Raw genomic sequence first — 13,473 nt, 5'->3', positions numbered from 1 at the left:
ACAGTCATTTATTATGCAGTGGCAGCGATCGAGCTACCACTGCAGTGATATATGAGCAATAATGACAAGATAAAGTCGCAACTGCTCCACAGAAAGCGCAAAAGCTCAAAACGGACAATTTAAACTATGCTTGGCATTCCTGGATATCAGATTTTCTCCCAAATTTATGAAAGCGCAAACTCCTTCGTTTATCGCGGAATTCGCGATCGCGATTCGCTACGTGACGGCTACGCCGAACGCCTACCGATCATCCTCAAGCTGCTGAAAGAAGAATTGCCAACGCCAGCACAACTGCTCAGATACCAGCAGGAATACCAAATCAGTCAAACTCTGAATTTTTCAGGCTTTGTTAAAGCTTACAGCTTAGAAAAATATCATAATTCTCTTGCCATCGTCTTCGAGGATGATGGCGCTGAATCTTTAAGTTTATGGCGGCAGCAACATCAAATAACCTTAGCGAAATTTCTCCCCATCGCGATCAAAACTGTCGAGATTTTGGGTCAGATTCACAGCGCTAATATTATCCACAAAGACATTAACCCATCTAATATAATTATCAACCCCAAAACCGGGGAAGTCAAAATTATTGACTTCGGCATTTCGACAGTCTTGTCTATAGAAAATCCTACCCTAAAAAGTCCCAATGTTTTAGAAGGAACTTTAGCTTATATCGCACCCGAACAAACCGGAAGAATGAATCGCGCCATTGATTACCGCGCTGATTTTTATTCCCTGGGCGCTACTTTTTACGAACTGCTAACCAATCAACTGCCTTTTGAAGGTAATGATGCGATCGAATTAGTACACTGTCACATCGCTAAACAACCCGTTCCGCCCCAAGAACTCAATCCAGAGATTCCTAAACCTGTTTCAGATATCGTAATGAAGCTGTTAGCAAAAACCGCAGAAGAGCGATATCAAAGTGCTTGGGGAATTCAAGCAGATTTAGAGTTGTGTCTCACTCAACTGCAAACTCAAGGCAAGATAGAAGACTTTACTATTGGTCAGCACGATATTTCAGATAAGTTTCAAATTCCTCAAAAACTTTACGGCCGAAAAACAGAAATAGAAAGCCTGCTGGCGGCATTTGAGCGAGTTGCCGGTAGCTTGCAGGAAGAAGCAGAAAGTGTAACCTCAGAAACTCAGCCATCCCCCAACAGCCGACCCCATTCCGAAATGATGTTAGTATTCGGATATTCCGGCATTGGCAAATCAGCCTTAGTTCAAGAAATTTATAAACCCATTACCCGAAAAAAAGGTTATTTCATCGCCGGGAAATTTGACCAGTTTCAGCGAAATATTCCTTACAGCGCCGTCATTAAAGCCTTTCAAGAATTAGTGCGGGAGTTGCTCGCAGAAACAGAAGCTAAACTCCAACAGTGGCGCGAAAAAATATTAACAGCAGTTGGAGTTAACGGCCAAGTCGTTATTGATGTAATTCCCGAATTAGAATTGATAGTTGGCAAGCAGCCAGAATTATCCGAACTTCCTCCCGCTGAATCGCAAAATCGGTTTAATTTAGTCTTGCATAACTTCATCCGCGTATTTTGCAAGCCAGAACATCCCTTAGTCATGTTTCTCGACGATTTGCAGTGGGCAGACTCCGCAAGTTTGCAGATGCTTCAATTAATAATCACCGACCCAGATATGCAATATCTGTTTCTGATTGGGGCTTATCGGGATAACGAAGTCAGTGCAGCCCATCCGCTGATTTTAACAATTAATGAGATTCAGAAAACTGGATGCGTTATTAATTCAATTTCCCTCTTACCTTTAAAGTTAAATGATGTCAGTCATTTAATTGCAGATACTCTTAAATGCGATCTCGAAAAAGCCCTGCCCTTAGCAGAGTTAGTCCTGCAAAAAACTCAAGGCAATCCCTTTTTTATTAACGAGTTTCTCAAATCACTTTATGCTGAGAAACTGTTGAAATTTGGAGTAACCTCTCCGAAGCTTGGGGGAACCAAGGGAGGCTGGCAGTGGGACTTAGAGCAAATTCAAGCCAAGGGAATTACTGATAATGTAGTCGAGCTGATGGCAGGAAAAATTCAAAAACTGTCGCCGGAAACACAGCAACTATTAAAATTGGCTGCTTGCATTGGCAATCAATTTGACGTAAAAACCTTGGCGATTGTTAGTGAAAATTCAGTCAAAGCAACTAACGGGAAACTTTTGGAAGCAGTTAGGGAAACTTTAATTATTCCCGTGGGAAATGATTACAAATTTCTCGAATTAGAGCAAAATTCAGAAGATTTAACTGTTTATTACAAATTTTTGCACGATCGCGTGCAGCAAGCCGCCTATTCTCTAATTCCCGAACCAGAAAAGCAAGTTGTCCGCTACCGAGTCGGACAACTTTTGTTGGAAAATACTGCGCCGGAACAGCGAGAACAGAAAATCTTTGATATCGTCAATCACCTAAACTTTGGCAGCGAATTAATTGCTGCACAGCCGCAGCGCAATGAACTGGCAGCACTAAACCTTTTAGCAGGCAAAAAAGCCAAAGTTTCCGCTGCTTATAAATCAGCACTGGATTACTTCGCGGCGGGCAGGCAATTATTAAGTGCAGACAGTTGGCAAACCCAATACGACTTAACCCTGAATCTCTACGAAGAAGCAGCAGAAGCCGCTTACATCAGTACCGATTTCGAGCAGATGGAGCAATTAGCAACTCCGGTGCTGCAACAAGCGAAAACAGTTTTAGACAAAGTAAAAGTTTATCAAGCAAAAATTCTCGCTCAGTTAGCGCAAAGCCAGTTCCGGCAAGCAGTAGACACAGCTTTATCAGTGCTAGAACTGTTAGATATATATTTTCCCAAACACCCCAATCCGACAGATATTGAGGCGGCGCTGCAAGCAACTCAGGCAGCGCTAACAGGCAGAGAAATCGAAGATTTAATCGATTTGCCGCCAATGACAGCACCGGACAAATTAGCAGCCATGCAGGTGATATCAAGCACCTTTGCTGCTGCCTATTTTTCCTTTCCCCAAATCCTGCCGCTGTTTGCCTTTAAACAAGTCAATTTATCGATAGAATACGGCAATGCTCCCTATTCTTTGCCAGGTTATGCTAATTGTGGACTGCTTTTGAGCGCGATTTTCAATGACATCGAATCTGGTTACAGATTTGGCGAACTGGCTTTAAATTTGCTGGAGAGGATTAACTCCAACGAAGTCAAAGCAGAAACACTTCACATTGTGAATGGTTTTGTCAAACATTGCAAAGAATCGGTCAGGAAAACTTTAAAACTGTCGCAGGATGCTTGCGCGATCGGCTTGGAAACGGGAGATATAGAATATGCCTGTCACGCGGCCAGTATGTATGCCTTACACGCATATTTCATCGGCAAAGAATTAACAGAACTTGAAGGAGAATTAGCTGCCTACAGCGACATGATGCGCCAACTAAAGCAAGAAGCAGATTTTAATTTTAATGAAATCTATCGGCAGGCAGTTCTCAATTTAATAGATGGCTCCGAAAATCCCTGTAAATTAATCGGTGAAGCTTATAACGAAGACATCCAGTTGCCAATGATGGTGCAAGCCAAAAATCGCAGTGCGGTTTACATTATTTACTTGCAAAAAACCATTCTCTGCTATCTCTTTGGAGAATTTGCTGAAGCTGTAAAATATGCTGACTTAGCAGCAAAAGACTTAGCCGGAGTAGTTGGTTCGCTTCTCGCTCCTCTCTTTTATTTCTACGATTCTCTCGTGCGACTTGCGGTTTACTTTGATGTCAGCCAGAGCGATCGCGAACAAATGTTAGAACAAGTAACCGTTAATCTGGATAAACTGAAAGTATTGGCAACTTACGCACCGATGAATTACTTGCAGAAAGTAGAACTAATAGAAGCAGAATTGTGTCGTATTAAAGGGGAAAACTTTGAAGCAATGGACTGGTACGATCGTGCGATCGCCACCGCTGGAGAAAACGAATACATCAACGAAGAAGCCCTCTCCTACGAACTAGCTGCCAAATTTTACTTATCTAAAAATAAGACATTGATTGCCAATACCTACCTGCAAAATGCCCGCTCTTACTATCTCCGCTGGGGTGCAGCCGCCAAAGTTAAAGACTTAGAAAAGCGCTACCCTCAGCTATGGCTGAGACAAACATCAACAGGTACAAACCTTTCTGCCATAACCACCACATCCCTTCCGCCAACCTCGACAGGCAGCAGCAACTCGTTTATGCTGGATTTTACCACAGTAATCAAAGCATCGCAAGCAATATCCGGCGAAGTAGTATTAGCATCCTTACTGTCAAACTTAATTAAACTTACCATTGAAAATGCCGGAGCTCAAAAAGGTTTTCTCATCTTGCTAAACAGCAGGGGCGAACTCAGAATTGAAGCTGCCGGAGACGTTGACGGTTCCGTCCAAGTCTTGCAATCTCTTGCTGTTAATAAGAGTGAGAATCTCCCGACATCTATTATCAATTATGTCGCAAGAACTCAGTCAGATGTAGTTTTAAATGATGCCGTCCGCGAAGGAACCTTTACCGCAGAGCCTTATATTGCAATTAATCAACCCAAATCAGTCTTGTGCGCGCCCATCATCAATCAAGGCAAACTCATCGGCATTTTGTATCTAGAAAACAATCTCGCAACTGGCGCTTTTACAGCAGACAGATTAGCAGTATTGAGCATAATTTCTGCCCAAGCTGCTATTTCCCTAGAAAATGCCCAACTTTATCAAACCCTAGAACAAAAAGTAGAAGAACGCACCGCACAATTAGCCCAAGCTAATAGAGAAATATTGCTTTTGAACGAACGGCTAAAAGTAGAAAACCTTCGCATGAGTGCCGAACTAGACGTAACCCGCCGCCTGCAACAAATGATTTTGCCTCAACAGCAGGAATTAGAGTCAATTGCAGGGCTAGAAATAGCTGCATTCATGGAACCGGCTGATGAAGTTGGCGGTGACTACTACGACGTACTAAATCACGGCGGTAAAGCCACAATTGGCATCGGCGACGTGACAGGACACGGTTTAGAAAGCGGTGTGTTAATGATTATGGCGCAAACAGCAATTCGCACTTTGCTGGTTCACAAGGAAACCGACCCAGTTAAATTATTGCAGACAGTCAACCAAACGCTTTTTGACAACGTAGAGCGCATGAATTGCGGTAAAAGTATGAGCCTTTCTTTGCTGGAATATCGGGGGGACAACATCCTGCGTTTGAGCGGACAGCACGAAGAGGTGATTGTCGTGCGTTCCAGCGGCGAAGTAGAGCGGATTGATACCATGGAGTTAGGCTTTCCCATCGCCTTGGAACCAGATATTGCTGATTTCATTGCTACTACTGAAATACAATTGAATTCGGGGGATGTTGTCGTACTCTATACAGATGGAATTACCGAAGCTTTTGATATGAAGAAATATCAATACGGTATCGAGGCCTTGATTGAAGTGGTTGTCCTTAACAGGGAACAGTCAGCAACAGAAATCAAGCAAGCTGTTATTGACGACGTGCGACGATACATGGGGGAGCAAAAAGTATTTGATGACATTACTTTGGTAGTAATCAAACAGAAATAAGTAGGTAGGCACAAATAAACCTTGCTGTATAACCGAATGTACAACTGCCAGAACCGAAAGCCAATAGCTTTGTTTCACTCGCTTTTGACTACTTAAAGCAGATTCTATGTTTATGAAGTACCCCCGCCTATCGTTCTATCCCCGTAGGGAAAAGGCGAAAACCTTTGTCCCTAAACTTCATAAACCTGGAATAGGCTGTATGTATTTTCTTACTCATCTACTGAGTTCCGCTCAATTAATCAACTGCTTGAATGCGTCGTGTTCGCGAATCTTCTCCAAATCAGCTTCACTTTTGGCCAACTCTTTACACACATTCGGATTGAGATTGAGGGCGCGCTTTAAATTTTCAATTGCTAATTCAATTTTACCTTGCAGTGCATAACATCGGGCTTTATTGTACCAAATTCTGTAAAAGTCAGGTCGAATTTTAGCAGCATTGTCGTAGGAATCAATCGCCGCTTCGTATTTTTGCAATTTGGAGAGTGCAACGCCTCGATTGTTCCAAGCGTCAGTATAATCATTTTTGATTTGTAGCGCATGATTGTAAGAAATTACTGCTTGTTCGTACTCCTGCATTTTTGAGAAAGCAACGCCTCGGTTGTTCCAAGCATCGGCATAATCGGGTTTGGCTTGAATTGCCTGTTCGTAACAGCCGATCGCCTCCTGGTACTTTTGCAACTCCAACAATACCACACCTCGATTGTTCCAAGCGTCGGGATAATTCGGGCGAATTGTAGTAGCTTGTTCGTAAGAGGCGATCGCCTCTGGATACCGCTGCATTCTCGTCAGCACTACTCCTCGGTTATTCCAAGTATCGGCTAAATCCGGCTGAATTTGCAGGGCCTGATCGTAAGCTGCGATCGCATCTTGATAACGGTTTTCAAAGAAACAAGCATCTCCCTGTTTAGCATAGTCGCCGGCCGTCAATAACTTTTGGTAATTGCCATAGTTAACCGGAGCAAATTCTTGAATTTGGGCATCGGGGAATAAAAGGTCTGTTTCTGCCTCTGCCGGGTGACTTTGCTGTTGAATTTCGCCTAAGATAGTTTCAGCGTCCGAAATTAATAGTTTTAATTGAGAGATTGTATCATAATGGAGACTTTCAATTTCTTGGCGGGCAATTGTTGTCTGCTTGGACAATTTGCTCAACAGAAACCACACACCGACTCCGGCTGCTGTCGGAAACAAAGTTAGGGCAATTATCAGCCCGTTAAGCAGTAGCGCCGTGCGCCCGAAAGCAATGTCAACTTCTTCTTGAACTCGATCGCGAATTTCTTCTTTAAGTTGCTGCTGTGGGAATTCCTGCTGAATTAACAGTGCCACCCTCGGTTCAGAGGCAGAAACGCTACTGGCGCAGACTAGAATAGTCGAAAGGGCGATCGGGCTAATACTTTTTCTAAAGATACTTGACAAACGCATTGCCTTAGTGATACGCACCTGAGTTGCGATTTCCATGTGTCAAGAGATGCTGATAACGATGATCCCAGACTAGCCCATTTGTTCAAAAACTATTAAATACAGGATATCTGTTGTGCAGTCCCCTCCGATCAAATTGCTGACGCAAGAATTGCTAGACGAAGTTGCTGCTTCCTCCCGGCGCAGTCCCCGCCAGCGACAAAACTACAATTTCCATGATTTGTCTGAAAAAGTGCAGCGGTTTGTCAACGTGCTGCAACCAGGCACTTACGTCCGCCCTCACCAACACCTGCGCCCGCCTGCAGTTAACGGTTTTGAGTTTTTTGTGGTGATTCAAGGAGAAGTCGGTATTCTTATTTTGAACGAAAATGGTCAAATCCTGCGCTCCTTGCGAGTCAGCGCGGTCGGCCCGACTCGCGCTGTCGAACTGCCAGAGGGCACTATTCACACGTTAGTAGCTTTGACACAGGATACCGTGATTTTGGAGTTTAAGGAAGGGCCTTACGACGTGGGGGCGGATAAAGACTTTTTGGCAGGTTTTCCTGCTGAGGGAACTGCGGCGGCGCGAGAATTAGTCTTGATTTGGGAAGCGGAATTTAACACTTGACTAAGGACTGTTGACTGTTAAAAATCTAAAATCTAAAATCTAAAATCTAAAATCGAGCGACTGATTACTAATTACTGATGAATCTAATTGTCGTCATCCGATTGTATAAATCCGGGGCGGTGCGAATGATTTTTCTCAGGAGCTCATCAGTCACCCAAAAGACGAGGGGAAACGAAAATTTTTTGCTGAATTCGCTGCATAATAGGTTGGTAGAAACGAGCAATCGATCGATCGGCTCCACTGATTCCAAACCGAGGAGCATTAAAGCTGGAGGCTTTTCGCCGTCTATTTCTGCTGGGATTGTCGTGTAAAGAGTTGTCGCCGATTTGGGCAAAAGCAGTTGCCGCGGTTTCACGGGAGAATTTACTTGTAGCCGATCAAGTATTTGCTGCCGCAAAGCTAGCGAGTTGCAGTTGACTAAAACGAAAGAAAAGTAACCTTGGGAAAGACGGAGCGCCCGAATTAAAGTTGAGAACGAGCGCTCGTTATATTTAGCTGCATTGTCTTTAGCTGCATTGTCTTTAGCTGTATTTTCTGAGCTTTGCTCGATAAACATAGATTGCATATTTTTTATCTAGTTTTAGAGATTTTCTAGATTAAATGATGTTTCTAAAGAAAATGTGAAGATCGGAGATTTATTTTTCCTTTAAAAACATTTGGGTTACTATACCACGCTTTTAAATTAATATCAATAGTCCGATCGGACTATTTCGATCGACCGATTTGGCTTGAAGCACTCAAAAAGCACCTGCGACGGCACAACAAAAGTATAGCCGCAGGCAGAATGAAGAAGCATATTTCGCAAGGGTTTCAGCAATTAATAACGTTCTAAATATCTGGCACGATTGCTAGATAAAAGGTAATTAAAAATACAAAAAAATCACCGGAAATTCTCCGCCAGCGGCAAAGTAAACCAAAAACTTGCCCCAGCACCCGGAGTGCTAATTACCCCAATTTGGCCACCGTGAGCACCAATAATTTGCCGACAAAGATATAGACCCAAACCCAAACCGACGGAGTGTCGGGATTTATCACCCCTAAGGTAAAGGTCAAAAAGATGTTCGCACTGTTCCGGCAATATTCCCGCCCCGTCATCTTCCACAGTACAGTAAATCATCCTACTTCCGGGATTGGGGATTGGGGATTGGGGATTGGTAATGGGGGATTGTGGATTGGTAATCGGTAATTTGTGGATGTCTTGTTTTGCTGTGCTTTGATTTATAATTAATTTCCCCGCCTTGATTACTTGAGCCGAAACTGTTAAATTCAATCCCGGCAGATTGTGTTTTAAAGCATTAGCAAATAAATTAGAGAATACGCGCCACAACTGAGTTTTGTCAGCATTCACGGCTGGCAAATTATCCGGCACCAAATTTTTAAAAGTAGCTTTCCCCTCATTCATTAAAGGCTCCAAATCGGTCGCAGCAGCTTCAACTACCGCCCTCAAATCAACGGCATCGCAGTGCAGAACCAAACCGCGCAATTCCCCGGCGTGAACTTCCAACAGCGAATTTATCAAGCGCAATTGCTGCTCGCTACCTTGAATCATCCGCTCCAAAAAAGAACGGGGAATTGCGATCGAATCCCCAGGTTTCGTCTGCCAATTTTTCAGCACCATTAACATTCCCGCCACCGGGTTTCGCAAGTCGTGAGAAAGAGCGTGGATAAACAGCCGCAGCGATTCTTGTGCCTGTTTGCGCTGCGTGATATCCTCAATTAAACCCTCATAATAAAGCACGGCGCCGCTGCTGTCCCGTACCGCCCGCGCCTTCTCAGAAATCCAGACAATACTGCCGTCTGAGCGGTAAATTTTAGATTCAAAATCCGATACTGTGCCGCTTTCCTCGATCGATCGCAAAAACTCATTTCTGCGATGCGGATCGACATACAACTGCCGTTCAATATCAGTAAACTTTGCCGTCACTTCTTCCGGGGAATCGCAGCCGTAAATCCGCGCTAAAGCTGGATTTGCAGTAATGTAGCGGCCGTCGGGAGTGCTTTGAAAAATTCCCTCGCCGGCATTCTCAAAAATGCTGCGGTACTTCGCTTCTGCCACCTCCAACTGCTGGTAAGCAGATTCCAACTCACGCCTGGTACTAAACTCTTTCCGTTGCAGACATTCGTACCAATAAACCGACAAATCGCAAATCAAACAAAACCAAAACAAATATAAGTAAAACCCGGTCAACTTAAAAGGAGTATACTTAGCAAAACTTAGATTTAAAGCCAAATTTATCCCGACGTGGCAACACAAAACGCCGAGTTGAGAAATCAGGTGGAGGCGCCAGCGGACGGGCATCAGCGTAGCTTGGATCAGAAACGCTAAACTCCAGGTAAAAATTGGTAATTCCCCCGCTTGTGCGACAGCTAACCCAAGCTGTACAACCACCGTCAGCGACCACGAAAAACCCAAAAATAGCAAACCGGGATAGCGCTGTCCGAAGGAGGTTTTTTGCAACACAAAACAGGTCAACAAACCCAATTCTACAGCAGCGCTCGTGTACAAATAAACACTTTTAAACTCCTGGGCAACGAAGAATCTTTCGCCCAGAAAATAGACCGTTATTGTGAAGGCAAAAAATATGGCAATCCCGACAGCAGGGCGCAGCCGATCTCGGAGGAAGCGATCGCGCCACACCTCATAAACCGTTAACCCCTGAACTGATTTTGCGTTGCCCAAATAGCTCATACCATTTTAGATTTTAGATTTTAGACTGGCAAAGAGCGATCGTCCGAGTTGACAGCAGGCAGCGAAAACCAGAAAGTCGAGCCACCTCCAGGAGTGCTTTCGACGCCGATTTCGCCCCCGTGAGCTTTGATAATTTGCTTGGAAAGGTACAAGCCCAAACCCAGCCCTGTTAATTGTCGGCTATTAGGGTCGTGAACGTAAAGTTCAAATAGAGATTCCTGCTGTTTGGCGCTGATTCCCACTCCATTATCTGTTACAGTACAGCGAACCATTTTTACGGTGACTCCGGGCAATTTGCTGCCGATATTGGCAATTTGCCCCTGATAGCGGGGTATTGTGCAACTGCCATTGAGGTGAAATTTGGCCAGGGTTTCCTGATTTTTTTGGGTTGTCTCGCCTATTCTAGGACGATCGCCCCCAGGAGATATCCGGTTAGCGATACAATCGGCGAGCTGAGTATTTTGAGATGTTAAAACCTGTGAATTTCCTTCAAAATTTAGCGTTTTTTCAACTTCTATTACCTCGGCTTTAAAAGTGATATTGACTCCCGGATGATTGTGTTTGATAGCATTAGTCAACAGATTTTCCAACACCCGCTGCAAGTGTTTGCTGTCGCCATAGACTCTCGGCAAATCCGTCGGTATTTCCTGAGTCAAAGTTGCTTGGTTTTTGGCCAGTATCGGTTCTAAATCACCAACAATTGCTGAAGTTAAAGACTGTAAGTGCAACGGTACAGTATTGAGAACAATACCTTTGACCTCGCTAGCGTGAGCGTCGAGCAAGGCATTAACCATAGTCAACTGGTGTTCGCTGGCTTGAACGATCCGCTCCAAAATCGATCGAGAAACCGGAACCTCTTGTAGAGAATCAGAGGCCGATTTGTTGAGCAAATTTTTCAGCAGTATTAACATTCCCATAACTGGAGTGCGGAGATTGTGAGAAACTGCGTGCAAAAATAGGTCTTTGAGGCGGTTGCTTTCTTGCAGTTCGTGCATTTTTTGCTGTAGTTGCCGGGTGCGTTCCTCCACTTGAGATTCCAAGTTGGCATTGAGAGCTTTTACCTGCTGCAAAAGTTGGGCTTGCTGGAGAGCGATCGCCACTTGGGTAGCGAGTTTTTCTAACAAATCAATTTCAAATTCCTGCCACTGGCGGGGCCCGGAGCACTGGTTGACGGCCAAGATCCCGAACAATTCATCCCCTAGGACGATCGGCACATTTAACGTCGCTCGAATTTGATAGTCGCTATAGTATTTAGCAACTGTATCGCTGACTTGCACGGTAGCAGTATTGCATACAGATCGGACGCGGTGGTTAGCATAAAAAGTTTTCAAATTTTCGAGGTGATTCTCGTCAGCGAGCACCCACCCGAGAATAGAACGGCATTGAGATCCGACAGACTCGGCCACAATTTTACAGTACACCGGGCTAGGAAGATTTGCCCCCAGAGCGTCCATAATACCGATGAAAGCGCGGTCGGCCTTGAAAAATTGCCGGACTTCGGCAACAGTAGTGTTGAGAATTTCTTCGAGGTCGAGGGAGTTGCGAATTCGCAGGGCGATTTCTGAGAGCAAGCGATCGCGATCGGAGGACGCCCGCAAAGCGGTTTCCGCGCGGTGGCGTTCGGTAACGTCTTGGACTGTGGCGGCGATCGCCCCTGACTGAATTGCCGACTGTTCGCAGACAGTGCGTTCGGAGCCGTCTGCCAGCACAATTCGGTAGTTAATGCAATAGGGTTTGCGCTCAAACATAGCTTGGCGCTGCGATCGCGCCACCAATTCTCGGTCTTCTGGATGTACAGCCTGCAAAAAAACTTCTGGTGTCGGTTTGACCGTTCCCGGAGCAAAACCCAAGAGGCGGTAAAGTTCGTCCGACCACCGCAATTCGCTGTTGGGTGTACAGTGTTCTGACGATTCCTGAAAGTTCTCAGTTGCTGCGACGGCGGTGCAATTTAAATCCCAATTGCCCAACTGAGCGATGCGCTGAGCGTTCGCCAGACTAGCTTCGCGCGATCGCAGCGCCGCCGCCGTGCGGCGCACCTCAAAAAGCGCTTGCTGGCGTTCTGCTACAGCGGCCGCCAACATCAGAGCCACAAGGGCGATCGTACCGGTAAAAGCTTGTAAAAATAACACCGCTTGTTTGAGATTATCGCTTTTGGCGAAAAACGGCCCGCCTCCCTGGACTGCTCCCAAAATCGCGATGTAAGACACGATCGAATAAGCAAAAATCGCTCCCGGCTGTTGAAACCGCAGGGCTGCCCAAACTATCAGAGGAAAAGGCAGATATTCCAGCGGATACTGAGCGATCGCCGCCTGTGTTTTTGAGCAAAAAAACAGCCAGCTAACGCTCAGTAATAGAGTCAGCCAGAGCGCTATTTCTGAATAATTAATAATTAAAAATATAAGATTATAACGATTTTCATGTGCAGGGAATGTGTATCTGCGATTAGTAATTGGTAGTTGGTAATTAGTAATTGATGATTGATTATTCTGTCTTTTAAAAAGTGCGAGAAAAGTTGAAATAATGGGGGGGTTTAATGGAAATTTAAAACTATTAACGGCGTGGTTCAAAGTCAGCAGCACTGGCGTCACGAGCAAAATTCCCATGCCGTCTCCGAGCCAGGTAGTCCACAAGTTGCGAGAGAAATTGCTCCACTGAGCCCAACCAAAAATGCACGTTCCCAAGTTGCCGAGGGTAGAACCGACTAAAGTAGACCCGATGACAGCGCCCGCCACTAAAGCCAGAACATCTCGCAATCGATCGAGTTTGGTAGAAAATCCGCTCTCCCTCAGCACAGCCTCTCCAGCCAGCGCTTGCAGGGTGACGCTAAAGGCTGATGTGACAATGACAGCCGACGGTATACCGCCGGTAGAGTTTAACAGCACCGAACCGAGGACAATTCCTGGCCACATCCGTCGTCCTTGCAGTAGCAGTGCTGCTAGAGCAATACCGGCGGGCGGCCACACGGGGGAGGGTTCGGCTTTCACCAGTCCCAGCATCGACACTGCGAGTTTTCCGGTAACAAAGTAGGCCAGGGCCAGGATGCCGGTGTACAGAAGCATTCGAGTGCGGGGGTTGAGCAGTTTCATGTTTAGTGCGATCGAATCCTCCATTCCTAGTTTTTAATTTAGGCGGCTTTGGGGCGATCGGGCTTCCTCCTGACGACTCACCTGACTGGGGGAGTGGGAAGTAGGGGAAAGGGAGCGGGGGGAAGATTGGGGGC

General features: G+C 45.3%; 6 protein-coding genes. 2 read left to right on the top strand and 4 right to left on the bottom strand.

Annotated elements, in window-relative coordinates; all coding sequences use genetic code 11:
- Positions 1-126: 126 nt before the first annotated feature.
- Complete coding sequence (locus D0A34_01820) at positions 127-5,541, top strand: GAF domain-containing protein (protein UNU17764.1); 5,415 nt, start codon at positions 127-129, stop codon at positions 5,539-5,541.
- Positions 5,542-5,772: 231 nt separating this feature from the next.
- Here the strand turns inward: D0A34_01820 and D0A34_01815 are convergent, their stop codons facing one another.
- The gene (locus tag D0A34_01815) at positions 5,773-6,996 is read right to left on the bottom strand and encodes a tetratricopeptide repeat protein (protein UNU17763.1); all 1,224 of its coding nucleotides are present in this window, start codon (positions 6,994-6,996) and stop codon (positions 5,773-5,775) included.
- Positions 6,997-7,072: 76 nt separating this feature from the next.
- Here D0A34_01815 and D0A34_01810 point away from each other — a divergent pair, with 76 nt between their 5' ends.
- Positions 7,073-7,564 (top strand): cupin fold metalloprotein, WbuC family, encoded by a 492-nt coding sequence (locus tag D0A34_01810; protein UNU17762.1) that lies wholly within the window; start codon positions 7,073-7,075, stop codon positions 7,562-7,564.
- 67 nt (positions 7,565-7,631) lie between these two features.
- Here the strand turns inward: D0A34_01810 and D0A34_01805 are convergent, their stop codons facing one another.
- From D0A34_01805 to D0A34_01795, 3 genes are all read right to left on the bottom strand, one after another.
- Positions 7,632-8,129, bottom strand: coding sequence for a hypothetical protein (locus D0A34_01805; protein UNU17761.1), 498 nt, complete (start codon positions 8,127-8,129; stop codon positions 7,632-7,634).
- Positions 8,130-8,444: 315 nt separating this feature from the next.
- Positions 8,445-10,253, bottom strand: a complete 1,809-nt coding sequence (locus D0A34_01800) for a PAS domain-containing sensor histidine kinase (protein UNU17760.1) — start codon at positions 10,251-10,253, stop codon at positions 8,445-8,447.
- Positions 10,254-10,273: 20 nt separating this feature from the next.
- Positions 10,274-13,339 carry a GAF domain-containing protein gene (locus D0A34_01795; GenBank protein UNU22123.1) on the bottom strand — a complete coding sequence of 1,022 codons (3,066 nt, stop codon included), beginning with the start codon at positions 13,337-13,339 and terminating at the stop codon, positions 10,274-10,276.
- Positions 13,340-13,473: the final 134 nt, after the last annotated feature.

Origin of the sequence: Microcoleus vaginatus PCC 9802 (assembly GCA_022701275.1) — a bacterium.
Classification (GTDB): domain Bacteria; phylum Cyanobacteriota; class Cyanobacteriia; order Cyanobacteriales; family Microcoleaceae; genus Microcoleus; species Microcoleus vaginatus_A.
Note: the sequence above shows the minus strand (reverse complement) of the source record. Positions and strands in the feature narration are given on the sequence as shown.

Bases quoted from the DNA above. Each gene is read 5' to 3' on its own strand.
- D0A34_01820 (UNU17764.1), top strand. From the start codon at position 127: ATGCTTGGCATTCCTGGATATCAGATTTTCTCCCAAATTTATGAAAGC.
- D0A34_01815 (UNU17763.1), bottom strand. From the start codon at position 6,996: ATGGAAATCGCAACTCAGGTGCGTATCACTAAGGCAATGCGTTTGTCA.
- D0A34_01805 (UNU17761.1), bottom strand. From the start codon at position 8,129: ATGCAATCTATGTTTATCGAGCAAAGCTCAGAAAATACAGCTAAAGAC.
- D0A34_01800 (UNU17760.1), bottom strand. From the start codon at position 10,253: ATGAGCTATTTGGGCAACGCAAAATCAGTTCAGGGGTTAACGGTTTAT.
- D0A34_01795 (UNU22123.1), bottom strand. From the start codon at position 13,339: ATGAAACTGCTCAACCCCCGCACTCGAATGCTTCTGTACACCGGCATC.